This is a genomic window from Rosenbergiella gaditana (assembly GCF_018494065.1).
GTDB lineage: Bacteria > Pseudomonadota > Gammaproteobacteria > Enterobacterales > Enterobacteriaceae > Rosenbergiella > Rosenbergiella gaditana.
Window position 1 is genome coordinate 242,196 of the sequence record NZ_JABBFR010000001.1, and the last position, 22,149, is coordinate 264,344.

Below are 22,149 nucleotides of genomic sequence, written 5' to 3' on the forward strand. Positions count from 1 at the left end.
GACAGATTAATTACATTAGGTTGTATATTATTCCTATTGGTTATGTATAGGATTATATCAATCTATTGTTTAACATAAGTGCATGGTTTAGATAGGTAAAAGATATTTTATGTTCATAAATAAGTGTTTTCATTTAAGGTTTGAGATTGCTCCCGTATCGTTGTTCTTAACCGCTCAACGGTTGTATTGAACAGAGCATCGCTAGGCGTGATGATACCCACCGTCTCACCGGGATCGGTGAAAAGTAAGGGAAGGGGGGAAAGTGCTTGGTGTACTAAGTCTTCTCGAACTGCCCCAGATGGAACAAACCAGACATAGTTGTAATGAAGGGCTAACTGACGCGCTAAAGAGGTCGACGAGGTTTCGATACGCGTTTCAGGTAACACACAATGCTGACTTTCTAAGATGCGTTGGGCAATACGCCAAGGTGCGGTACCCTCTGGTGAGATTACTACTGGCCAGTTCATTGCGGCGGCGAGACTTACATTCCCTTTTAATAGTGGATGGGCAGGATTCACAACGAGTTTTATTTTCTCAGTGAACAGCAGTTCATACTCTAGACCTTCCATAAATGTCGTTTCTGCAAGGCGGCCTATGCCTAGGTCATATTCTCGTGCACGTAAGGCGGCAAGCAGAACATTATTATGAAGTGTCGATACCTGTAGTTGTACATTGGGGTTACGTTGATGAAATGCATCAATAATTCTTGGTAGGATCCCCATGGCCACCGTCGTTAACGCCGCTAAGCGAATGACTTGAATGGGTGAGGTTTCCACTGCAAACAAACTGTCGGTGGCATGCTGTAAGGTGTTGAGTATCTGCAAAGCATGTGGAAGCAACTGCTGGGCTTCATGGCTAAGCCTTACCCCTTGGCCTTGGCGAATAATAATGTCATAGCCACACAGCTGTTTTAATTCTGCAAGGGTTTTAGACAACGCTGGCTGACTAATTGAGAGCGTTTTAGCCGCAGTACTGATCGATTTTTGTTGTGCCACTGCCGCCAGAGCATGAAAATGTCTAAGACGGATCTTTTGATTAAAGCGTTGAATATTCACCAGCCCACCCCATGTTACATATTTGTATGTTATCGGTAGGCACAATGTTATGACAGAAAAAAACCCGCCTGTAAATGCGGGTTCTTTATTGACGAATGGCGCTAAATTATTGATTCGAACGTAAGATTGGATAGCGTTTTAAGATCCAAGCGCACCATAGACAACTCACTAAACCGAATGCCGCGCCGGCGTAACCAATCACTGACAGTCCCAATACATTACTGATTTGTCCACCCAGTAACGCGCCTGCACCAATACCAATGTTGTAAATGCCGGACATCAGTGACATGGCGACATCTGTCGCATCGGGAGCGAGTGATAACACCCTAATTTGTAGGGCTAGGTTTATCATCATCATTGCAATGCCCCAGACGACACAGAGCAGAATGGTTTCAAAATTATGACCCGCGGTGACATAGAGCAGCGCCATACATAAGGTAATAAGGAAAATCGCACCAAGCAGAAGGCCGGATGGAAATTTTTTACCTAATGCACTGAACAATGTGCTACCGAAAATACCCGCACCGCCAAACAGAAGAAGCAGTAGGGTGGTGAAGTTAGCACTCTGTAAGGCAACAGCTTGGATAAAGGGCTCGATATAGCTGTAAGCCGTATAGTGCGCCGTTACCACGATAGTGACCAGTAGATAGAGGCAGACCAGAGGCGGTCGACGAAACAACTCTGGCACACTTTTTAATGACCCTGTGTGCTCGCTAGGAAGCTTAGGTAACAAACGGGCCAGCATGATCATTAGTACAAGTGATGATACGCCAATTAATCCGAATGTTGCTCGCCACCCCAGATATTGACCGATAATCCGTCCTATAGGAACGCCCAAAACCATCGCGAGCGCCGTCCCCGTTGCTAACATACTGAGGGCTTGAGTCCGTTTGCCTTGCGGCGCAATACGTATCACTAATGATGCGTTAATTGACCAGAATATCGCATGGGTAATGGCAATGCCGACACGCGAAGCGATTAAGGCATTAAAATCCCAAGCGAAAGCCGACAATACATGGCTAATGGTGAAGAAAATAAGCAACACCACTAATAAAAAACGGCGTTCAATATTACGCGTCACTAACATTAACGGTAAGGAGAGTAGCGCCACACACCATGCATAGACAGTCAGCATAATCCCGACGTCGGCCGTCTTCATCTGGTAAGAAGTGGCGATATCGGAGAGTAATCCGACAGGCACAAACTCTGTAGTATTAAAGATAAATGCCGAGATCGCCAACAAGAGTACACGCAGCCATGCCACTTTGCGTGGAACGGGAGGAATATTTTCTTGTTGAGAGGAAGTTATTGAAGGTTCTACAATCATAGAAATTTTATTTGCCCAAATTAACGTGATATAGATCACAGTATAGTGTGAGTGATGCAGATTCAACATCTACTGTAATCAGTATAATCAATATGTCACTATGCGCCATCTTTGTACTCTTCCCTGCAGAGAGTGTCTCACTTGAAGTTAGCAAAAGATTTTAATCTTTTACCTAACGTTATTTTTAATAAAGTGGAGAGATTTGGTGCAACCCATGCATTGAATCCTCAACGCTCGCTAACGCGTTAATTTAAGTAAACTTTGCGTTAACGCAATTCCCGCTTAAGAAGAATTAATTAGACTAACGTCCTCTCGACTGGCATTTAGGGAAAAAAATAGTGAACAAAGTTTTTATCACGGGGACTGATACTGCCGTAGGAAAGACCGTAGTCTCACTCGCATTATTGCAAATGCTTCAACAACAAGAGATCGTCTGTGCAGGATATAAGCCTTTATCACAAAATGCACAGCTGACTGAGCAGGGGTTACAATGTGCAGATGCGCAGTTACTCAAGCAAGCTTCAACTATTGAGCTGCATTATGACAGGGTTAATCCTTATCCTTTTACGGGAAGTGAGGTCAGTACTGGGTCGATAACCACGTTCAATGAACAAAACCTCACCGAAGGGATGTCGTACATTGAGACTCAGGTCGAGCGTTTAGTCATTGAGGGGACGGGTGGGTGGCATAGCAGAATTAATACTCAGAATCCGTTATCTGACTGGGTCATTAAGCATAAAATACCGGTTATTCTGGTGGTGGGGATAAAATTAGGGTGTATTAACCACGCTATTTTGACGGCAGAATCAATCTTACAGCAAGGTGGAGAATTGGTAGGGTGGGTGGCGAATCGTATCAATCCTGGCTTAGAAGAGTATCAACAGCTTATTGCCTTACTGACTCAACATATTTCAGCGCCTAAGATTGGGGAAATACCTTACATTTCCCATGCGCACCAAAAAAATCTTGCTTCTTATTTCAATATTGATCCCCTTGCTCACTTTTTCAGTCACTAAAAAACAGGGCGTTAAGCCCTGTTTTCGTCAACTTATGGGGAAACGGATTGTGTAGCCGTGCCAGAGTTATCATCGCCATTACGTTTGTACACTATTTTCTGTTGGTCGTTTTCGCAATGCCCTACCACTAATCCACCTAGTTGATCAGCTTGATCATTAGGGACAACGTCTAATGAAAAGGCTGATTCAGCGACACCATTTTGAATGATTTTTTGTTGGATTTCCGCTTTAACCGAATCGCATGATGCATGCGCTAGCGTTGGAACCAGCGCAATAGCTGTCAACAACGTTAAGCCTAATTTTTTCATAATCCTTTCCTCAGATTAAGGTTGAATGGGGCGTCCGGTTTGGCGATCAAGACAACGTAATGTCGTCGGTTCCCAATAGGCATTAAGATTAAGACTTTGTTGGCAGGCTTCTTTCGAATCGATGGCACGGTCGATTCGGTTAAAGTCTTTTTCATTACGAGTATTAATTTTCTTACGTAGTGACCGGGTGTCATCCCACTGTTCTTTATGCTCGCGTGAGAGCTCATTACTGTAATGAGTATGGCCATTATCAATGATAAGGTGCTCTGTCTGAGCCAACACCGGCTGAGCCACTGAGCATAAGAAGCTTAACATTAACGCTGCAGGTAACATCCTAGTTGTACTCTTCATTGTTTTTACCTCTCAGTTATTACGACGATGCTAATTCAATCAGTTGAGTCTACTTGCTTTCATTGAAGACGGCGCTAGCTCAAGATTTGTCGACGCGTAACCCGGCATAAGATTGGCTTATTGGCATCATTTCAAGCGTGTTGATATTGACATGAGCAGGTAAAGTAGCCACCCAATAGACGGCTTCAGTCACATCCTCAGGGGTCAGTGCTTGGGTGCCTTGATATACCTTTTCGGCTTTATCGTCGTCGCCTTTAAAGCGAATATTGGAAAACTCAGTTCCACCCACTAATCCCGGTTCGATATTGGTGACACGAATCGCTGTGCCGTGCAGATCAGTCCGAAGATTTAGGCTAAATTGGCGTACGAAGGCTTTGGTCGCACCATAAACATTACCCCCTTCATATGGCCAATTGCCGGCGGTAGAACCAATATTAATAATATGACCTTTATTGCGTTTGACCATCGCGGGCAACACGGCTCGTGACATATACATTACGCCTTTAGTATTGGTATCTACCATGGTTTCCCAATCTTTCGGGTCAGCTTCCTGAGCGTGATCAAGCCCTAGCGCTAAGCCTGCATTATTAACGACAACATCAATGTCCTGCCATGCATCAGGGAGGGTTGAAAGTTGTTGCTCAATCACACCGAAATCTCTCACATCAAGCACCATAGGGTAAAAATCATCGCCTAATTGAGTTTTCAAGGCATGTAAACGCTCTTCACGACGCCCTGTGCCAATAACTTTATGGCCTTGCTTGATAAAGTGTTTAGTAATGGCTTCACCGAAACCTGACGTAGCACCTGTCACTAAAATAACCATGCTTGCTCCCTTAAGGAATGAGTTATTGATTTAACATAGCATCCATTTTCTTAAGCTGCTCTATTTTTGCTTTACAAAATATGGCGATATCGCCAATGTGGGAGGAATTCCGATAAGGGCATAAGTTGGCATTGGGCTTGCAGCTCAATGTTTTATTTCGAATAAGGAACTTTCATGCGTTATGCAATCAGAGCGGCGTTTTTCGATTTTACGTCTCGTTTGAACGATATGACCCAAGCCAGTCAGCACGCACGCTATATTGAAGAAGGACTACTGCTGATTAATCAGGGTAAAATAGATGCACTGATTGAGTGGGAAGATCGTGACCAGATCGCTGAATGGCAACACTACACTTATTATGATCTACGTGGAAAGCTTATCATGCCCGGGTTTATTGATACTCATATCCATTTTCCACAAATTGGCATGGTGGGCTCCTGGGGGGAGCAACTATTAGCATGGCTGGAAGAGTACACTTTCCCAGCGGAGAGTGAATATCAAGATACCGCATTTGCTGAACAGATGGCCTCACTATTTCTAGACCAGTGTTTAGAAAACGGCACAACCTCTGCACTCATATTTGGATCAGTCCATACAGGGTCGACGGAGGCGTTATTTGCCGCAGCTGAACAACGTGAGATGCGGATCATTGCTGGAAAGGTCATGATGGACCGTTTCGTTCCAGAAGCGTTGTGTGAGGAAGCCACAGAGAGTTATCAGCAAACTAAACAGTTAATTGAGCGTTGGCATAACAAAGGTCGACTCCACTATGCATTAACCCCTCGATTTGCGCCGACATCTTCTCCCGCGCTGCTCAGCGTGGTCAGTCAGCTTAAGCGTGAATACCCTGACGTCTGGCTGCAAACGCATTTAAGTGAGAACCCGCAAGAGATCGCTTGGGTTAAAGAACTGTTCCCTGAGCATCCAAACTACTTGTCCGTTTACCACCATTATGCGTTGACCGGTCCAAAAAGTGTGTTTGCACATTGCCTTCATCTTGAAGACGCTGAGTGGCAATGCTTATCGCAAACTCACTCCTCCATTAGTTTTTGTCCCACCTCTAATCTATTTTTAGGGAGTGGTCTGTTTAATTTACGTAAGGCACATCAACATAACATTAAAGTCGGAATGGGTACCGATATTGGCGCAGGAACCAGTTTTTCCTTGTTACGCACCTTATCTGAAGCCTATAAGGTTCAACAATTACAACACTATTCATTAACGGTAACGGAAGCCTTTTACCATGCTACCTTGGGCGGAGCGGTGTCCCTTGCACTGGATGATAAGATTGGCAGCTTTATGCCCGGTAAGGATGCAGACTTTATTGTCGTAGATTTAGCCGTAACGCCTTTGCAGACGCTACGGCAATCGCGGTGCCGAGATATTTGGGAGCGTCTTTTTGTGTTAATGACTTTAGGGGATGAGCGCAATATCCGTCAAACTTGGGTTAATGGGCGTTGTGCATTCCAACGCCACGATAATATTTCGAGCTGATGTCTTAACCCAGAGGTCCCCCTTCAATTGTTTCACACATGCCGGCGAGGATACGTTCGCCGGTTTCCGAACGGAGCTCTTGGTACCAAGCCTCAGTCTGTTGTGGATCGATAGCATGCGTGACATCACAGCGTTTGCGCGCTTTCAACACCAAATCACGGGTACGCACCGTACGACGTTGTTGGTAACGCTGCAAACAATCTTCAATGCCGAGAGAGTGACTGGCCAGAATATCCGCTAGTACGACGGCATCTTCAATGGCTGCACACCCTCCTTGACCAATATCGGGCGTCGTACTGTGTGCGGCATCACCCAATAGTGCTACCCGTCCTTTCACAAACTGATCAAAAGGATCAATGTCGTGGATTTCAACACGATTGGTGGTGGAGGGGTCGAGGGTGTCAATTAATGTCTGTACCGCAGGACACCAGCCAGCGAAGTAGTTTTTGAGGTTCTCTTTCAATGTTTCTCGATTTTCCGCTAACCCCAAGGGTAAGGGCACATCGAAAAAGAAATAAAAACGATGATGACTGACGGGCATGAGTGACACCCGCTTGCCTTCTCCAACGTATGTGGTCCATTGTGAAGCGGGAGCAATCGTTTCATCCACGGCGACTAATCCATTCCAGTTCACATACCCGGCATAGCGTCGAGGCAGTGCTTTTTCTAGAACATAGGGCCGGGCGACAGAGTGCGTCCCATCGGCGGCGATTAAAAAATCGCCCTGTGCCTGAGTGCCATCCTCAAAGGTGACTGTCACGCCTTCCCTATTTTGGTCGATAGTCGCCAGTCGCTTACCGAACTGGATACGGCTTTTACCATAGTGATCGATGAGCATATTCTGCAGTTCTGCCCGTACCACGGGATAAGGCGTTTCACCAACACGTTGCACTAAAGGGGACATACTGAACTGGGTGAGCGGTGAGCCGTGACGGTAATCAAAGTATGCCATGGTACGCATATTGCCGCCAATCGCTTTAATTTTCTCGCCTAAACCAAGTGCATTCAGACATTTAACCCCATTTGGCCAGATAGAGATGGCCGCACCAACGGGCTTCATCTCTTTCACTGCTTCAAAAACTTGGGTAGTGATGCCTTTATTCTCAAGGGCTATCGCACTTGATATCCCCCCAATACCCGCACCAATTATTATTGCTTTCATAGTAAACCCCTTGCTAACAGATAGGGGGATAGTTGCAACTTTTGTACCAATTTAAGTATTGACGTTTTTTTGGTTTCATTGGCTAGTATGGAAACTTCTCTGCCTTACGTCGGGGAGACTGTTGCACTGATAAAGGACATTGCACTATTGTAGGGATAACTTTTTAGGAGACAGAGCAATGAAAAAATTAAGGTTATCTGGACTCATATTGATCGGATTAAGCGTTTCAAGCGGCATATTCACTACTACAGCGCGTGCCAGTGAGCCACTTGAGGCTTATCCAACCTCTTTACCTGGGTTACAACGTCACGTTATTCAACTCCCCGTTCTCAACAATGAGGCCAACCAGCAGGTCGAACTGATTATTGGAAAAGAAGAGCAGGTGGACTGTAATGCGACATCGCTATTGGGGACACTGACTTCTGAAACAGTCAAAGGGTGGGGGTATGATTATTATCAGGTGAAGGTTAAGCCGGGACGAATCTCGACCAAGATGGCATGCTTGCCTCAAACGCTTCAGAAAAAATTTATCACATTACCTTTAGACACATCACAACGCTTTGTTCGCTATAACAGTAAGTTACCCATTGTGGTGTATGCACCGCAAGAGTTAGAAGTGAAGTATCGAATTTGGCAGGCTAACACTACGATATCCACTGCTGAGCAAAAGTAAGCAGAGCGCCCTAAACTGGGGCGCTCAATCGATATTAATGTGTAGCCAAGAACGTCTTGACTTGTGACGCTGTCACTTTTTCTTCCTTACCAGCAAAACGCCCTCGTACATAATTGGTTAAATCCGCGAGCTGTTCATCGTTGAGGACATGATGATAACCAGGCATTGACCAAGAGAGCTGTCCCAGCGTTTGCGGGGTTTGTGCGCCCTGAGCGATAACTTGAATCAGACTTGCGGGATTGTCCGCCATTACCAGTAAATTATTTTGCAGTGAAGGAATAACGTTAGGTGTGCCTTGACCTTCTTTGCCATGACATGTCGAGCAGTAACGCAGATAGTTTTTATCTGGATCAGTCAATGAAACTTGCAGCGCTGCCGGTCTTTGATTTTTCTCAATACGTATAGAGTCTAAGTAAAGCCCAATTGCTTTGGCATCACTGTCGGTCAAATACTGGCTACTGTGAGTGATCACTGAGGACATCGGTCCAGTAATCGCGCTGGTGGCATTGTGACCGGTTTTCAATATTAAGGCGGTTTGCTCTGCGTCGTAGGGTAATTGGCGAAGCGAAGGGGCGAACCATCCTTCAATTTCAGCCCCAGAGAGATAACTTTCACTCGCTGCCGTTAATCCTTTTTCCTGCATCATCCAACCACGGGGAGTATGACAGGCCCCACAGTGTCCGGGACCTTCCACTAGCCACGCACCACGCTTAATCGGATCGCTATCGCTGGTCGAGGTTGCACTGTTAGTCGGATTGGGAGCGTTGATGGCGTTCCAAATACGTAATGGCCAGCGGGCGGCGAGGTACCAAGGGATATCATTACCACTATTCGGCTGGTCGACCGCTTTAACACCCTGCATAAAATAAGTATAGAGCGCGTGAATATCCTGATCACTCAGCTTTGCATAGGCATTATAAGGCATGGCCGGATAGAGACGTTGGCCATCCTTGCGGACTCCTTCACGTACCGCACGGGAGAACTCGGATTCACTGTAATCGCCAATACCCTGTTGTTTATCTGGACTAATGTTGGTCGAATAGATCGTGCCGATAGGTAAAGCAAACTTCACGCCACCAGCAAAAGGCTTTCCACTATCTGGTGTATGGCACGCCATGCAATCCGCCGCGCGAGCCAGATATTCACCCTGTGAGATCAGTGCAGTATTTTCTGTTGCATAGCTTTGCAGGGAAAATAGGAATAAGGTCGCTAATCCTAATTTTAGTTTCATGATGCTGCTCCTTGAGGTACGGATAGCTCATTGACTGCTCTCCATGCTTGGTCAATTGCAGCGTGAGCATAAGGACTCCAATCTGAATCCGAATTAGCGATTACCACATGCCCAAACGGCTGACGCGCGGTCTTGATGGTTTTCTCGGCCTCGTCTTCATCATCATATAGGGTATTAACGATATAGGAGTAGCCATGCGCCCAACGGTTTACGGTAATCCCCAAGATATCTTGTTGGTGATCAAACCCAGCTTGGCCGAGCATTCCTTGCAGCTGCTCGCGGATCATCGTTTCAAACGTACTAAAAGGCGTTCCTAATAACCACGCCCGGCCTTTACGCGATTGTTCGCGATTGGATAACCCGCTACCCGCCAGTGTAGGAACGTGAACCATATGCAGACAAATTGGCTTATTAGGATCACGGGGGTGGCGGTAGTCGCCCATATCGACCGGGAAGTCGAGTTTAACCATACTGAAAGGCGCGGCCGGCGAATAGACATCATGGACACCTAATTGCTGGAAGGCACGCCATTGACGGATGACCACATTGCAATAGACTAAGGGGGCTTTAACATTCTGATGTAATGCTACTTTTTGGGCTTCTGGTAACTCAGGCATCAACCATGGAATAATCATATTATAACAAGCCATGACGACTTTATTGGCAGACACCTTATGCAGTTCGCCATGCTCGAAATAGCTCACTTCAGCAAGCGTATCGTGATTGGTCACATTCACCACGGTACTATTAAGACGTAACCGCACAGGGTGATCGTCACGATCTAATTGTGAGTAATCAAATTTCGCCGTAACGCAATCGTGCATCGTATCGCCCGGTGCCACACTGGGGATCAGGCGGCGTACCATGATACGCGCCAGACCGGCATTGCCATCCGGGAAGTGGTAAATATAGGGGTCAGTAAGTTCGGCTTGTTCTTCTGGGTCAAGCGCCGGCAGTCCCATGGCCTCGAAACCAGGTAAACCACAGAGTTGTGCATCATTACATGCTGTTGCATCAATACCGACGGCTTGGAAATCATTAGTCATTTGCTGGAAATAGGCGATGGCGGTTTGAGATAGGCCAACCTTATCTTTCAGAAATTCTAAATAACTGTGCTTAGCCAACCAGTCTATTTTTTGCTGGGTATCCATGCCTGATAAATAATCTTTAGGTAGCGTATGCAATAAAATCAACGCTTGGCGATCTTCCGAGGAAAGGGGGAAGTCATTAATGTAGTCCGTGATAGGGCGACCATTACGACGATTGGCAGGGATATCATCTGCCACCACGCCATCCGGGTCACCGCTGACTAGCTTATCTTCACCAAAATGGGCTTTATCGAAATAGACACCACGGCTTAGCTTGAGGTCAGGGTAAAAATTAACGTCAAAATCTTTCGCCATCTGCTGAATATCAATATTTAGCGATTTCAATAATTGCAACACGACCGGACTGTAAATATGGGTAGGGGATTGAAAAGACTCACTCCCACCGTAACCAATAATGGTTCCTTCAGGCGTTGAAAACTCGTTACGCTTTGCATGGCCGCCAAAGTCATCATGGTTATCCAATAGCAGGATACGTTGATCGTTACCCATCTTTTGTTGCCAAAAGAGTGCGCTAGCCAGACCACTCAATCCTGCACCGACAATCACCAAATCGTAATGCTCTTTAGGGGATAATTTTTTAACCGCCGGAAGCACTCCTTCGCGCCCAATTTTATGCGCCATCTCGAAGGATCCTGGGTGGTTACCGCGCATCCCCATCAACGCTGGTGGGTAATAGCGATTATTTTCTGTGGTCATCGCCGCGTAACTGAGTTTAAATGGTGTTAGGCCGGCAGCTAAGGTGATAGCCGTACCATTTAAAAAATCACGCCGAGTAATGGGCATGTCATTCTCCATTGCTTCTTATAGTTATCGATATATTTTGCCGCCAAGGGTACCGATTTTCCACGCTGGGTTCCAGCCAGTCTGTGATAAACGTGACGCTTGAATACAATTAACCCCCAGGTTTAGAGAGTTTCGCTCAGTTTATGGGAGTGGGTGGAGATAGATTAGCATCGTTGTATAGGATTAATGACTGGAATTAACACTTTTATCACCTCGTTTTATCGTTCAAAAATGTTACCCTTTTAGTTCAATGATACGTCACTGTCGGTGAGGTATCCCTACACCCTGCATGAGGAGTAAACCATGACACGTAAAGTTGCACTGATTACTGGCGGCAGCCGTGGGATAGGCGCAGCCATTGCTCGCCAATTGGCCGAGCAAGGATTTGATATTGCCCTTTCCTTTGCGCGTAATAAGGTAAAAGCTAACGAAGTCGCTGAACAAATCTCAGCATTAGGCCGCAAGGTCGCGTTGATTCAAGCTGACGGTTCGACAGTCGAAGGTAATCAGTTAGTGGTTAGGGAGACGGTAAAGCAGTTAGGTCGGCTTGACGTATTGGTCTGTAATGCGGGTATTGGTAATCATAAACCCATTACTGAAGTCACCAGTGACGATATTGATGCGGTGCTCAACCTCAACTTACGCGGAATGATGATTGAGACCAGCGAGGCGGTAAAAGTGATGGGTGAAGGGGGCCGAATTGTATTAATGGGCTCAGCCTTTGCGGGACGTGTTCCTTTTGGTGGTCTTTCGGTCTACGCTGCCACCAAAGCAGGATTACGTGGGTTCGCACAAGGGGTGGCGCGCGATCTCGGGAAAAAAGGCATTACGATTAATGTGTTGGAGCCGGGTCCGATCGACACAGACTTGAACCCAGCGAACACCGAGGACGCTCAGTATCTCAGCAGTTTTGTGGCAACCGGCGCTTACGGTCAAGTTAACGATATTGCGAATGCCGTGGGATTCTTGGTAAGTGAGAAGGCCGGTTATATTACTGGCATTGCCATGCCGGTAGACGGTGGGTTACTCGCCTAAGCTTTAACATTAGGCATCCTTGGATGCCTATGCTTTACTTTTCCACGTGACTTATCAGTTGGTCTAATTGCGCTACATCTATATCAAGCGTGTTATAGGCTTCGCTAGTGGGATTATTGATCTCGATACTGTGCTTAACTTGATAATCAACCACTGCGTTAGCGGCAGTAAACGACAAGACATGGCCGCTAATTTTTCGATCATCACTTAAAAAGTGAAAATGAAAGCCGGGCACTGAAATACGACCAAATAACGCTGGAGTCCAAAAACCAATTAATTGGCCAGCAATATTGTGATGGGTATCAACTTGTTGTGAGTCCGACATCTCTTGAACGGTACGGGTTTGCGATTCATCACGCTGTGGACGCCGGATAACCACCTCATCAAAGCGGCTCTTAACATTAACGGCTAAAAAAATATTGTTGATAGCAAGCTGTTCAGATAAGCGATGCTCGAGGTTTTTATCGTTAATACCCGTGGCTTTTAACGAGTTTTCTGCCACAAAGTCGGTAACTTGTAAAAAGGGTAGTTGACGATCGTCAAGCTGGTGAAGTGACTCACCTGCCGTCGCTTCCCAAAACTCTCCTCCACATACCGTGAGTTCGCCACTAATGCCACATGAGCATCCCAAGCCAAAGAGCGTTGGGCTATGGGTAGATTTCACGGAAAAATCGCCAGCAAAGTGACCTGACATCAGCGCACCGATGGTGGAATATTGTGTAATTTTACTCATAACTCTCCGATTATTAGCGAATAAATAGTGATCAATACTCGAGGTAATGCCAGCGATATCTCTGTTTTTTTTACTGAATAAGCGTAGTATCACCTCGGCAATTTGACTAGGCTTATCATTGAACTTAAGCGGACATATGAAACTTAGTTAAATTACTAATTCAAATAGTGATTAATAAAAATAGCCGCTCTTTTAGTCACTTCAGGGAGAGACTTGACTTCTAGAGTCTCACTCTGACTATGAGCTCCCTTTCCCCAAGGGCCAAGGCCATCAAGACTGGCGCTAACATATTGTGCAATATAAGAAATATCTGCCCCCCCACGTTCAGCAGCCGACACAGCCTGTAAGCTCGATCCCCCCAACGCCACACTAATATCGCTGAACTCAGCTAAAAGCTGCCTATTCTCATTTTTCTCCGACATAGCTGGCATTATATTGTTGAATATCAACTGGCTGGAGGTTAGTGGTAACGCGGACATCGTAATTTCACGCATTTTTTGCTCAACCATACATTTCTGTTCATCTGATAAAAACCGTAAATCACCATGCACAAGTGTTTGAGCTGCAATGATTGTCTTCTGACCGCTGGCGTTACCGGTGTTTTGCTGCGTATCTTCCTTAACAGTCTGCCCTCCGAGAATAATGCCTGGATTAAGCGTTAACCCCGGAATATTTGAAAGGACAGTTCGAAAACTGTTTAGCACCCGTGCCGTTTCATAGATGGCACCATCCCCTGATGCAGCCTGAAATATTTTGGAGGAGTGTCCTGATTTACCACTGCTGGAAAGGTACCATTCGCTCAATCCTCGTCTTCCTGTCACCAGCTGATTTTCGGTAAGCGAAAATTCGAATCCCAGTGCAATATCGCTGCCCTGAGCGGCTTCCGTCAGTGCTTTACGTGAGATGGAGGTTGGTTTTTCTGCCTGTTCCTCATCCCCGGTAAGTACTACCGTTAGATTGGCATACTTCAATTTTCCGGCCTGATTCAGCGCCTTGAGTGCATATAAAATCGTGACGAGGCCCCCTTTATCATCAATGACTCCCGGTCCTGTTGCTGATAGGTGGTCTGGCGAAAGCGTAAATGACTGAAAAGGGCTATGGGAAGGAAAAACGGTATCCAGGTGGCCAATTATCAAAATTTTCTTTCCCGGACCGCTATGCGTAGCCACTAAACTACCGGCATGTTTCATAGAAGCGGGGAGATTGACCCACTGTGTTTTGAAACCCAAATCATCTAATTCAATTCTGAATCGCTCCCCAACTTTTTCAACTCCGCGACGATTCCCCGTACCACTATTGATATTAACCAAGTCCTCGAGCAGTTTTAGTTGGTTTGTTTTATGTTTATCAATGTAATTGATTAAAACGCTATCATCTGAATTTAACCTTGCATTTACTGCCGTGATGCTGCTGAGACTGGACAGTATTAATACCAGAAATAATATTTTAGCTTTCATTTTTACTCTCCGGGCTGTACAGAGCCTGAATTTGATATGTCGGTGAGGGACTGTAACCTGTGGTATCTGCTGTATCGCGGATACTGAGTTTTTACCTGCCGATAGTACAACACTTTCTGGTGCTGTTCGGGAACGGCCTATTTTCTGCAGTAACTACCCAACGTATGTGCCCGCTCCATTCCCTATTTCTGCCGCTGGCGTCAGATGCGACATTACGGCCATCAGGTCGATAAGCATTTACGTTACGTCATTCATCGTGTGCTGTCACGTTTTGATTATGGCGTCAGTGTACCCTTATACATAACCATGATCTCTTCACAAGACGAGCACCCAGTTCAGCCTTCATTTCATTTATTGCCGAATTTGTTTCTTTCTGAAGAAGCAGCTTCCTAGAGGATCGGTTTGAAAACCGGAATCAGAAGGGCAATTGTCAAGGGCGCTCCCCAGCGGACAAGGACTGTTTCCTTTTTGGTCCCGAAAAAGATCTCGGCTCCAACTGTAAGAATTCAGAAAATCAGACTTGGAGCCGTTTCCAGAGCCGTTTGTCATCCCACATCGAATGTTTTCATCAGCCATCCTATAACCGCCAAAAGAAAAACAGCTACACCGATGAAAACCAGCTCTACACCATTTGTATCGTTACGCCTAGTGTTGATTCTGGTTCGTCTGGAGAAACGGGTAACGTAGAATCACTGTGATAGTCGCCAGTTAACGACCAGAGTCAACGCTCGCCGCCAGATTCCCCCTGCATTCGCATTAGTGCACATAATGTACAACAATTAAAAAATGTTATAAGATTTCGGTGCATCAGGTAAAGGTTACTCCGTTTCACAGGCTCCCGGTCTTTGGCGAATTTATGACACCGATGGTACTTTTGTCAGACTGGAAGAAGCGCCTTTAGAATCACCGCAGATTGAGCCGACTGATATTGCGTTACTCGCAGCAGGTGTTTTCCGCATTTTCTTTGCTAGCAGGGTGTTACTGCAAAGCGGAGTCAGAACGGCCATCACTGTAAAACTTAGTCAGAGTACGGTCAGTTTTCTACGTGGGCGATTGAAGGCGGGGTTCTCAGCTCGCAGTCTTAAAATGACAGAAACTGCTGCGAAGCACATGCAGAACCCCGGTCGCTATGTCCCTTTACAAATTCAGGAAAAAGCTATCCGTTATGGCAGACGAATGCCTGATCCAAAGAAAAAACCAGGGCTTTTTCGCTATGAGACTGAAATGTATAGACTTGTTGAGAACAAACAAGCTAAAGGAACATATTATTACAAAAAGTATACTCTCGAAGTCCTTGTTCGTGAGAAAGACTTGACAATCAGTCATTTCCAGTATTTTTAGAGGTAATTATGATTGATATTGAAGTTGGGATACTGAAATTTCAACTGTCACCTTATGAAAGAGAACATGCCGAAGAGGACCTATCAGACGACTCGATAAAGACGTTTGTTGAATATAAGCTGCCAGTATTAACGACACAGTACAGCACTGCATTTACGGTTCCTGAACTTATTGAGTTAAAGAAAGAAATTCAATCTTTCTATGAAGGTCTGATTAAACAGGAGCCTCGTCCTGATATATTTTTTGACAGTTTAGAACATCATTTTAGTTTACAGTTCAGGCAAGTTAGTCATCATGATATTGCAGAAGTAAATATTGTGATGAAACCAGAAGATAATGCAGACAGTGTCAAAGTCACCGACACATTTTATCTTGACCAGAGCTACTTTCCGGCGTTGCAGTCCGGCCTTGACGAGATGATTAACTGGCAAAACTGACAGGAATAGCTTGTCTGCGCACTGGTGCGCATAATGTATGACGCTATGTCACAAAAGGGTTCTGAGCCATTCCGGTAGAATGGGGTTTACCGGAATGGGGAGGGTTCGTTTATAATAAAGCGAATGAGTTAGAACTCCATACTGTACAGGGGTTGTAAGCGGGAACCCGCCAAAATTTTGTGGCGTCTGCCATTCTTAAGCTTTCAGCCTGATGACAGTGTCAGTCCGTCAATCATCGCGTCCAGATCGATCTCTTTCCCTTCAGTGATAAAAGTGTAATGCCCGTTTAAAAAGATATGCTGCCATGCGACGGGCGACATCCGTTTGAGGAACTCCAGCCCCCGGGTGTTACCGGTTGCTTCATATCTTTGCAACAATCGCGATAACAGGGCTGAGTTATAATAAATAATCACGATGCTGAGTAGCCGGCCACACTGATTGCTGATTTCGAGCTCTATGTCATTCTGGCCCGTCAGCTTCTATCAATGGTACGGTATCAATCTCTTTGATGGCCCCTCAAACGTACATTTATGACTGAAATACGCATTGGCTATGCACGCTGCTCTACTGACCGACAGGACCTGGCCGCACAGCAGGAAGCCCTCGTCAGCCTGGGCGTCTCCTCGGACCGAATTTATACCGAACGTGCTGGCGACGTTTGCCGAGTTTGAAGGTGATCTGATACGTCTGCGTACCAGAGAAGGTATGGCTATCGCCAGAGCAAAAGGCAAGCTGAAAGGTAAACAGCCAAAATTATCAGAGAAGCAGCAGCAGGAACTGTGTCGTATGCACGGTAGAGGGGAACATTCTATCAGTGATCTGGCAGAACTGTTTTCAGTATCGCGGCCGACCGTTTACCGGACGCTTATACGAGGCAGAGAAAAGCAGTAATCATTTTATTTAAACAAGGACGAATTATGGCTCAGGATATTTTTATAAAAATTGATGGTATCGAAGGTGAATCTCAGGATTCCACCCATAAAGGAGATATTGAGGTACTTAACTGGGACTGGTCCGTTAGTCAGACATCAAATATGCATTCTGGTAGTGGTGGAGGGGCGGGAAAATGTACTGTTGAGGATTTTCATTTTGAGCACTATATCGACAAATCCAGTACTAACCTTCTTCAGTATTGCCTGACCGGAAAGCATATTCCCGAAGCAGTATTAACAGTCAGAAAAGCGGGCGGCTCACCGCTGGAATATCTGCGCATTACCCTTCAGGAAATTATCATCACCGCCGTACATCCTGTTTATTACAACACCATGCGTGTACCACGCGAGGCGGTAAGCCTGGCGTTCTCCAGAGTACAAATGGACTATGTGTTGCAGAATGCAGAGGGAAGTACAGCAGGTACGGTTTCCATGGGATATGACATTAAAGCCAATGCAGCTATTTAAGTACAGGCAATATAAAGGAATATAATTATGTTATTCGTTGATAAAAATGGTTTAGTGGATGCAGAGCGAATTATTGTCAAGCGATTCAGTACAATAGAGCGTGGCAAGCTGGACAAAGTGAACGGGATAATCGTTCATCAGACTAACAGTCCGACAGCCCAAAGCACATTCAACAGCTACAATCAAACCTCAGCGAATGGCGCTCATTTTTTAATAGACAAAGACGGTAAGATTTATCAGACAGCATCTTTGTTAAAGTAACCTGGCATGTAGGATTGATGCAATCCAGATGCTTTTTGAAAAAAAAATGTAAACCAACAGAGGTTAATCTTTTGGCTTTACATACTAAAAGTTACTGGAAGAGAAAAATATCTCAACAAATATCTGATATAGAAAAAGGGAAAGAATTTCCTGACCGATTCCCAGGCAATACCGATAGTATTGGAATTGAAATTGTTGGACTTGCTATTGATGTTAAAGGTAAACCAGAGCCTGTCTATGAAGCGGTTAATGATAAACAAAATGATTCTCTTAGATGGTTGATTGCTGAACTTGCTTCAACATTCAAAGTTTCTATGACTGAAATTTACAGACACCCTGATGTAGGCCGGAAAAATGAAACAGAAGCGGGTACAGCAGAATGGAAATAAAGAAGATAGTATTCCTTGTTTTTTTATTCATCCCCACATTTACTCAGGCAAGGGTAGTAAATGAGATAAATATAATGGAAACAGGTGCCTGGGATAGTGATAACAGAGCTGAATATGAAAAAGAAGGTTGCAAGACATTTAATCCGACTAAAGAACAACTAATCCAATATTTCTCTCAGGCTCAGGAATCATCCTCCAGTGGTAACTGGATAAATGAGTATTATTCGCCTTGTATTGCATCTGGTAAAGTTACTTTTAAGGATGGAGATTCAGGTGCGTGGAGAATACATTCCAGTGGACTCGGATGGGTGGATTTTATTAATAAAACAAGACGATATTTCTACTTTACTGACAATGATTGGGAGAAAGAATAGACAATACATAAAGCCTGTTAAAAACAGGCTTTATTCAAGTTTTATTTAGAGCGACGTTTCACAATACGTTATGGTAAATCATAGGAGTGTAAAATGGCTGATGGTGAAAAGTTGACAGTTATATTGCCTGGCGAAATGCTGTGTTACCTGAAATCTGTCTACCTGTAGCCTGAAAATTGACATCATTTCCTTGTAATAAGAATTCAGCACACAATCAGACCTAAGGCCGCAAGACATTTCAACTATTATGCGTACCGTTATCTAGGTGCGCATAATGTCGACGCATTATGTTGAAAAGGCCGCTGCGAAAATATCTCCCGCAGCGGCCTCTTTAGCATAATGTCATTGTGCGAACCAATTATTTATTAATAATCATGACGACCTTGGCTCCGTTCAATTTCATCAATCATCGCATCAACATCTTGTTTAAATTGAAAGTTTAGATGACTCCATCCGAAATCACCTGCTTCGTAGGTGAACTCATGCCCTTTTTTTGTTGTCAATTTAAAGAAGTAATCACCAGATCCATAACCGATTAGTTGAATGTCGCACCAGTAAAGATATGTTATGTCTAATACAGCCATGTCAGGCGAATTCATTTCAGAAAAAACATGCGCTTTGCTTGCACCCGGCACAGGCATATTGTAAATATACTCACCGCCATGTGCAGTTCTAACCTTTACTTTATAAACCCTTGATTTTTTAGCCATTTATGCCGCCGCGTTAATTTTATAAATCATTTCGCATTGATTCTATTAGTTTATTAAAAGCATCGTGTCTTTCTTCTCTTGGTCCATCATTCGTATCGACAATTTTTTGCGAATAGTGGACGACCTGTTTTGAGCCAAACAAAGAACAATGCGTCTGCCATAGTGCATATTCTTTTGATGCTTCTTCCGATGGGGAAATTGCAGACTTGTGAATGGATGACAATAACCCTAAATATGCATTTCTTTTTTCTTCGTATAACCGTTCATCTTTTTTTGTTTTTTTATTTAAGAGGCTGGTAATGGCTGAATTTAACATAGTCCCTATCCCTAACCCCCCGATAACCCCTAATATAATGTTGTAATCCATACTATTATTACCAGTAATATGAATTTCTTCTGTGCCACCAATAAAGCAGCCCATATCCTACAATAAGAATCCCGAAGAACATCAGGGACATTCCCCAACCAGTTCCGTACCACGAAACCATATCATCGAAAACCAATCCGCCAACGTCACGAACTCCAGCAGCTTCTTTAAGGATCGGTTTGAAAACCGGAATCAGAAGGGCAATTGCCAATGGCGCTCCCCAGCGAACAAGGCCAGTTTCCATTTTGATCCCGAAGAAGATCCCGGCTCCTACTGCAAGAATCCAGACAATCAGGCTTGGGGCCGTTTCCAGAGCCGTTTGCCATCCAACATCGAATGTTTTCATCAGCCATCCTATAACCGCCAAAAGAAAAACAGCCACACCGATGAAAACCAGCTCTACACCATTTGTTTCGTTACTCCTACTCATCTCTTTCATCCTTTTTTTTGCATAGAAATTTTAGCCGCTAAAATTCTTCACATCGCCGCGAAGCGGTTCGGGGTTCTGTGACACCCGAACTTTGGTATGGATTCCCATACTACCGATGATGCATTGTCATGATTTCCCGCTCGACTCGTGCTCTCTCGGTAAGCTCTTCTGCGGCTTCTTTTGCATAATCATCAATCAGATGATTAACAATGTCTGTCCATGAGATCTGTGATCCAGCCTTCTGACTGGCATCTATCGCCATCCTCTCCAGCTTCATCTTCCGCTCAGCAGTAATGGCCATTGTTGTTCTTTTAGGTTTTTGCATTTGTTCACCTGGATCATAGAAGGTCATTTGTATGTGAGTATACATGCGTACCAAATACCCATGCAGTTATGCTTGCATACATGCATTCACATGCGATGTTATTTTTTTACGGCATACATGCATACATGCATAGGGGTTCTTGGGTGTTTTACGACTGGCTCTCGATTGAACAGGATTTTGGTTATCAGCTTCCTATTCTTGGTGATGTTGCATATCAGCGCATTCACCTTGAAACGGGTGAGGGTAGCTCACTTTCCCAGCCAGTATTTCAGCATAAGGGTTCATTTTGCGATGTTGTCTCAGTCTCTATAAGAGGCTCGGTACTTAAGATTACGGGTAATCCTTCACGCTGGAACAGACTTGATAACCTTTTTGGTCTGACTTCTGTTGATGCTTGTGTCGCTGTTTATAACAGCATCCTCTTTGATTTGGGCTTACCGCCTTTTACAAAATGTACAAAAACTTTTTTTAGCCAAACTAAAGAGAATGAAAAAGTAACGCTTATTTCTGATGGTGCAATTATTCGTGAGCTACATATCACCTCAAATAAATCCACTGGAAAAGGCAATGAGGATGAATATATATCAGGCTTATCAACGCAACCTTATAGAAATAGTGTTCCTAGACTTCATAGTAATGGTAAGTCAGTTGATTCGTTGTCTAAAAAGGGTAATGTTAACTTAATATACCCGACTGTTTATAATAAAGGGCATGAACTTGCATTACATTCCCTGACTAAAATAAAAAATAAATTTGGTTCTGATTCAGAGCAAGTGAAACATATTAATAAAGTAATTGAATATTGCGAAGAGAATGGAATCGTTCGTTTTGAACAGAAATTAAAATCACGTTATTTGCAGAAAAATAATCTTTTATTCTGGGGGCTATCTGATTACTCCATATTAAACGAGTTATATAATACATTTTTGAATTTAGATGAAAAACTATCGGTGAATGCTATGGAATTTGAAACTATAAGCGAACATTTAATCTCACAGGGTATTGTTGATACGGTAAGAGCGGCTAATACAACTTCTATGTATGCCATTCAATGGTTTCATGGTCACTCTTTCGATTTTTCAAAGTCCGCTGTAAAGATTCATCGAGCAAGGCTTAGAAGAATTGGTATCGATATTGCGCAGCGCTGCAATGTAGCTAAGTTTTCACCTGTTATCACCAGAGAAGTCAGAGAAATTAAAGTTAAAGATTGTGTTATTCCATCATGGTATTTGAAGCCATCACATGTAAAAGTTGCTTAATGGAGATATGTAATGATTAAAATTGAAATTAAACCATCACAAGCTGTAGCCGACACTCGTAGCGGTGTATCTAAAACAACTGGCAAAGCTTATACGATCCCTGAGCAATCAGCGTATATTTTCCTTGGTGGTGACTATCCACAGATGTTCAAGATTAATCTTGAGAACGGACAACCTCCATATCCGGCAGGGCTTTACTCTCTTCATGAGTCCAGTATTTATGTAGGTGACTTTCAAAAACTAAGAGTCGGAAAAATAGTACTTGTCCCTTATCAAGATTCATCTAAGTAGATTAT

The 22,149-nt window shown here is 44.3% G+C and carries 26 protein-coding genes and 4 pseudogenes; 13 read left to right on the forward strand and 17 right to left on the reverse strand.

Annotated elements, in window-relative coordinates; translation table 11 throughout:
* Positions 1-113: 113 nt before the first annotated feature.
* Together HH682_RS01205 and HH682_RS01210 are read right to left on the reverse strand one after the other, a co-directional pair.
* Positions 114-1,055, reverse strand: a complete 942-nt coding sequence (locus HH682_RS01205) for a LysR substrate-binding domain-containing protein (protein ID WP_338049287.1) — start codon at positions 1,053-1,055, stop codon at positions 114-116.
* A gap of 106 nt (positions 1,056-1,161) precedes the next feature.
* Positions 1,162-2,382, reverse strand: a complete 1,221-nt coding sequence (locus HH682_RS01210) for a sugar transporter (protein ID WP_214235451.1) — start codon at positions 2,380-2,382, stop codon at positions 1,162-1,164.
* A gap of 338 nt (positions 2,383-2,720) precedes the next feature.
* Between HH682_RS01210 and bioD the strand changes: the two genes are divergently transcribed.
* Positions 2,721-3,398, forward strand: a complete 678-nt coding sequence (gene bioD, locus HH682_RS01215; RefSeq protein WP_338049288.1) for a dethiobiotin synthase — start codon at positions 2,721-2,723, stop codon at positions 3,396-3,398.
* 32 nt (positions 3,399-3,430) lie between these two features.
* On the opposite strand, the gene HH682_RS01220 is transcribed toward bioD, so the two are convergent.
* The 3 genes from HH682_RS01220 to ydfG form a co-directional block, all read right to left on the reverse strand.
* The gene (locus HH682_RS01220) at positions 3,431-3,706 is read right to left on the reverse strand and encodes a DUF1161 domain-containing protein (protein WP_214235453.1); all 276 of its coding nucleotides are present in this window, start codon (positions 3,704-3,706) and stop codon (positions 3,431-3,433) included.
* A 15-nt stretch (positions 3,707-3,721) separates the two neighbouring features.
* Positions 3,722-4,057, reverse strand: a complete 336-nt coding sequence (locus tag HH682_RS01225) for a DUF1283 family protein (protein ID WP_214235455.1) — start codon at positions 4,055-4,057, stop codon at positions 3,722-3,724.
* Positions 4,058-4,136: 79 nt separating this feature from the next.
* Entirely contained in the window at positions 4,137-4,883 is a 747-nt protein-coding gene (gene ydfG, locus HH682_RS01230; RefSeq protein WP_214235457.1) for a bifunctional NADP-dependent 3-hydroxy acid dehydrogenase/3-hydroxypropionate dehydrogenase YdfG, read from the reverse strand.
* Between the two features lie 174 nt (positions 4,884-5,057).
* Here ydfG and guaD point away from each other — a divergent pair, with 174 nt between their 5' ends.
* On the forward strand, positions 5,058-6,377 hold the full coding sequence (gene guaD / locus HH682_RS01235; protein ID WP_214235459.1) for a guanine deaminase: 1,320 nt from the start codon (positions 5,058-5,060) through the stop codon (positions 6,375-6,377).
* Between the two features lie 4 nt (positions 6,378-6,381).
* On the opposite strand, the gene hpxO is transcribed toward guaD, so the two are convergent.
* On the reverse strand, positions 6,382-7,539 hold the full coding sequence (gene hpxO, locus HH682_RS01240) for an FAD-dependent urate hydroxylase HpxO (protein WP_214235461.1): 1,158 nt from the start codon (positions 7,537-7,539) through the stop codon (positions 6,382-6,384).
* A gap of 178 nt (positions 7,540-7,717) precedes the next feature.
* Between hpxO and eco the strand changes: the two genes are divergently transcribed.
* Positions 7,718-8,212, forward strand: a complete 495-nt coding sequence (gene eco, locus HH682_RS01245; RefSeq protein ID WP_214235463.1) for a serine protease inhibitor ecotin — start codon at positions 7,718-7,720, stop codon at positions 8,210-8,212.
* A gap of 34 nt (positions 8,213-8,246) precedes the next feature.
* Here eco and HH682_RS01250 read toward each other — a convergent pair whose 3' ends face one another.
* Entirely contained in the window at positions 8,247-9,443 is a 1,197-nt protein-coding gene (locus HH682_RS01250; protein ID WP_214235465.1) for a cytochrome c, read from the reverse strand.
* Complete coding sequence (locus HH682_RS01255) at positions 9,440-11,335, reverse strand: NAD(P)-binding protein (RefSeq protein ID WP_214235467.1); 1,896 nt, start codon at positions 11,333-11,335, stop codon at positions 9,440-9,442. Before HH682_RS01255 ends, HH682_RS01250 begins: the two co-directional genes overlap by 4 nt.
* 303 nt (positions 11,336-11,638) lie before the next feature.
* Here HH682_RS01255 and HH682_RS01260 point away from each other — a divergent pair, with 303 nt between their 5' ends.
* On the forward strand, positions 11,639-12,370 hold the full coding sequence (locus tag HH682_RS01260) for an SDR family NAD(P)-dependent oxidoreductase (protein ID WP_214235468.1): 732 nt from the start codon (positions 11,639-11,641) through the stop codon (positions 12,368-12,370).
* A gap of 34 nt (positions 12,371-12,404) precedes the next feature.
* Here HH682_RS01260 and HH682_RS01265 read toward each other — a convergent pair whose 3' ends face one another.
* The 4 genes and pseudogenes from HH682_RS01265 to HH682_RS15990 form a co-directional block, all read right to left on the reverse strand.
* Positions 12,405-13,103 carry an acetolactate decarboxylase gene (locus HH682_RS01265; protein ID WP_214235470.1) on the reverse strand — a complete coding sequence of 233 codons (699 nt, stop codon included), beginning with the start codon at positions 13,101-13,103 and terminating at the stop codon, positions 12,405-12,407.
* 155 nt (positions 13,104-13,258) lie between these two features.
* Entirely contained in the window at positions 13,259-14,560 is a 1,302-nt protein-coding gene (locus HH682_RS01270) for a M20 family metallopeptidase (protein WP_214235472.1), read from the reverse strand.
* Positions 14,550-14,797 (reverse strand): annotated as a pseudogene (locus HH682_RS15655) (recombinase family protein); the annotation flags it as partial. The gene HH682_RS01270 and the pseudogene HH682_RS15655, both read right to left, overlap by 11 nt.
* Before the next feature lie 155 nt (positions 14,798-14,952).
* A pseudogene (locus tag HH682_RS15990) lies at positions 14,953-15,216 on the reverse strand (hypothetical protein); the annotation flags it as partial.
* 430 nt (positions 15,217-15,646) lie between these two features.
* On the opposite strand from HH682_RS15990, the gene HH682_RS15660 reads away from it, so the two are divergent.
* Together HH682_RS15660 and HH682_RS01280 are read left to right on the forward strand one after the other, a co-directional pair.
* The gene (locus HH682_RS15660) at positions 15,647-15,901 is read left to right on the forward strand and encodes a hypothetical protein (RefSeq protein WP_250318472.1); all 255 of its coding nucleotides are present in this window, start codon (positions 15,647-15,649) and stop codon (positions 15,899-15,901) included.
* A gap of 8 nt (positions 15,902-15,909) precedes the next feature.
* A complete protein-coding gene (locus HH682_RS01280; protein ID WP_214235474.1) occupies positions 15,910-16,338 on the forward strand; it encodes a WapI family immunity protein in 429 nt (142 codons plus the stop codon).
* A gap of 203 nt (positions 16,339-16,541) precedes the next feature.
* On the opposite strand, the pseudogene HH682_RS01285 reads toward HH682_RS01280, so the two are convergent.
* Positions 16,542-16,817: pseudogene (locus tag HH682_RS01285) on the reverse strand (Tn3 family transposase); the annotation flags it as partial.
* Positions 16,818-16,868: 51 nt separating this feature from the next.
* On the opposite strand from HH682_RS01285, the pseudogene HH682_RS01290 reads away from it, so the two are divergent.
* The 5 genes and pseudogenes from HH682_RS01290 to HH682_RS01305 all read left to right on the forward strand — a co-directional run bounded on the left by HH682_RS01290 (position 16,869) and on the right by HH682_RS01305 (position 18,762).
* Positions 16,869-17,229, forward strand: a pseudogene (locus HH682_RS01290) (helix-turn-helix domain-containing protein).
* A gap of 26 nt (positions 17,230-17,255) precedes the next feature.
* A complete protein-coding gene (locus HH682_RS01295) occupies positions 17,256-17,738 on the forward strand; it encodes an Hcp family type VI secretion system effector (protein WP_214235476.1) in 483 nt (160 codons plus the stop codon).
* A 27-nt stretch (positions 17,739-17,765) separates the two neighbouring features.
* Positions 17,766-17,999, forward strand: coding sequence for a peptidoglycan recognition protein family protein (locus HH682_RS15940; RefSeq protein ID WP_275957694.1), 234 nt, complete (start codon positions 17,766-17,768; stop codon positions 17,997-17,999).
* A gap of 71 nt (positions 18,000-18,070) precedes the next feature.
* Positions 18,071-18,388, forward strand: a complete 318-nt coding sequence (locus HH682_RS15945; RefSeq protein ID WP_338049289.1) for a peptidoglycan recognition protein family protein — start codon at positions 18,071-18,073, stop codon at positions 18,386-18,388.
* Complete coding sequence (locus tag HH682_RS01305) at positions 18,379-18,762, forward strand: hypothetical protein (RefSeq protein WP_214235478.1); 384 nt, start codon at positions 18,379-18,381, stop codon at positions 18,760-18,762. Before HH682_RS15945 ends, HH682_RS01305 begins: the two co-directional genes overlap by 10 nt.
* A 365-nt stretch (positions 18,763-19,127) precedes the next feature.
* On the opposite strand, the gene HH682_RS01310 is transcribed toward HH682_RS01305, so the two are convergent.
* From HH682_RS01310 to HH682_RS01325, 4 genes are all read right to left on the reverse strand, one after another.
* Positions 19,128-19,472, reverse strand: coding sequence for a hypothetical protein (locus HH682_RS01310; RefSeq protein ID WP_214235480.1), 345 nt, complete (start codon positions 19,470-19,472; stop codon positions 19,128-19,130).
* 19 nt (positions 19,473-19,491) lie between these two features.
* Complete coding sequence (locus HH682_RS01315; protein WP_214235482.1) at positions 19,492-19,839, reverse strand: hypothetical protein; 348 nt, start codon at positions 19,837-19,839, stop codon at positions 19,492-19,494.
* Between the two features lie 7 nt (positions 19,840-19,846).
* Positions 19,847-20,269, reverse strand: a complete 423-nt coding sequence (locus HH682_RS01320; RefSeq protein ID WP_078005114.1) for a hypothetical protein — start codon at positions 20,267-20,269, stop codon at positions 19,847-19,849.
* 109 nt (positions 20,270-20,378) lie between these two features.
* The gene (locus HH682_RS01325; protein WP_046359129.1) at positions 20,379-20,594 is read right to left on the reverse strand and encodes a hypothetical protein; all 216 of its coding nucleotides are present in this window, start codon (positions 20,592-20,594) and stop codon (positions 20,379-20,381) included.
* Positions 20,595-20,737: 143 nt separating this feature from the next.
* Between HH682_RS01325 and HH682_RS01330 the strand changes: the two genes are divergently transcribed.
* Both HH682_RS01330 and HH682_RS01335 read left to right on the forward strand, forming a co-directional pair.
* Positions 20,738-21,853 carry a phage/plasmid replication domain-containing protein gene (locus HH682_RS01330; protein ID WP_214235483.1) on the forward strand — a complete coding sequence of 372 codons (1,116 nt, stop codon included), beginning with the start codon at positions 20,738-20,740 and terminating at the stop codon, positions 21,851-21,853.
* Between the two features lie 12 nt (positions 21,854-21,865).
* Entirely contained in the window at positions 21,866-22,144 is a 279-nt protein-coding gene (locus HH682_RS01335; RefSeq protein WP_214235485.1) for a single-stranded DNA-binding protein, read from the forward strand.
* Positions 22,145-22,149: the final 5 nt, after the last annotated feature.

Coding starts and splice junctions, on each gene's coding strand:
- HH682_RS01210 (WP_214235451.1), bottom strand. CDS start 2,382: ATGATTGTAGAACCTTCAATAACTTCCTCTCAACAAGAAAATATTCCT.
- HH682_RS01220 (WP_214235453.1), bottom strand. CDS start 3,706: ATGAAAAAATTAGGCTTAACGTTGTTGACAGCTATTGCGCTGGTTCCA.
- HH682_RS01225 (WP_214235455.1), bottom strand. CDS start 4,057: ATGAAGAGTACAACTAGGATGTTACCTGCAGCGTTAATGTTAAGCTTC.
- ydfG (WP_214235457.1), bottom strand. CDS start 4,883: ATGGTTATTTTAGTGACAGGTGCTACGTCAGGTTTCGGTGAAGCCATT.
- guaD (WP_214235459.1), top strand. CDS start 5,058: ATGCGTTATGCAATCAGAGCGGCGTTTTTCGATTTTACGTCTCGTTTG.
- hpxO (WP_214235461.1), bottom strand. CDS start 7,539: ATGAAAGCAATAATAATTGGTGCGGGTATTGGGGGGATATCAAGTGCG.
- eco (WP_214235463.1), top strand. CDS start 7,718: ATGAAAAAATTAAGGTTATCTGGACTCATATTGATCGGATTAAGCGTT.
- HH682_RS01250 (WP_214235465.1), bottom strand. CDS start 9,443: ATGAAACTAAAATTAGGATTAGCGACCTTATTCCTATTTTCCCTGCAA.
- HH682_RS01255 (WP_214235467.1), bottom strand. CDS start 11,335: ATGCCCATTACTCGGCGTGATTTTTTAAATGGTACGGCTATCACCTTA.
- HH682_RS01260 (WP_214235468.1), top strand. CDS start 11,639: ATGACACGTAAAGTTGCACTGATTACTGGCGGCAGCCGTGGGATAGGC.
- HH682_RS01265 (WP_214235470.1), bottom strand. CDS start 13,103: ATGAGTAAAATTACACAATATTCCACCATCGGTGCGCTGATGTCAGGT.
- HH682_RS01270 (WP_214235472.1), bottom strand. CDS start 14,560: ATGAAAGCTAAAATATTATTTCTGGTATTAATACTGTCCAGTCTCAGC.
- HH682_RS15660 (WP_250318472.1), top strand. CDS start 15,647: ATGACAGAAACTGCTGCGAAGCACATGCAGAACCCCGGTCGCTATGTC.
- HH682_RS01280 (WP_214235474.1), top strand. CDS start 15,910: ATGATTGATATTGAAGTTGGGATACTGAAATTTCAACTGTCACCTTAT.
- HH682_RS01295 (WP_214235476.1), top strand. CDS start 17,256: ATGGCTCAGGATATTTTTATAAAAATTGATGGTATCGAAGGTGAATCT.
- HH682_RS15940 (WP_275957694.1), top strand. CDS start 17,766: ATGTTATTCGTTGATAAAAATGGTTTAGTGGATGCAGAGCGAATTATT.
- HH682_RS01305 (WP_214235478.1), top strand. CDS start 18,379: ATGGAAATAAAGAAGATAGTATTCCTTGTTTTTTTATTCATCCCCACA.
- HH682_RS01310 (WP_214235480.1), bottom strand. CDS start 19,472: ATGGCTAAAAAATCAAGGGTTTATAAAGTAAAGGTTAGAACTGCACAT.
- HH682_RS01315 (WP_214235482.1), bottom strand. CDS start 19,839: ATGGATTACAACATTATATTAGGGGTTATCGGGGGGTTAGGGATAGGG.
- HH682_RS01320 (WP_078005114.1), bottom strand. CDS start 20,269: ATGAGTAGGAGTAACGAAACAAATGGTGTAGAGCTGGTTTTCATCGGT.
- HH682_RS01325 (WP_046359129.1), bottom strand. CDS start 20,594: ATGCAAAAACCTAAAAGAACAACAATGGCCATTACTGCTGAGCGGAAG.
- HH682_RS01335 (WP_214235485.1), top strand. CDS start 21,866: ATGATTAAAATTGAAATTAAACCATCACAAGCTGTAGCCGACACTCGT.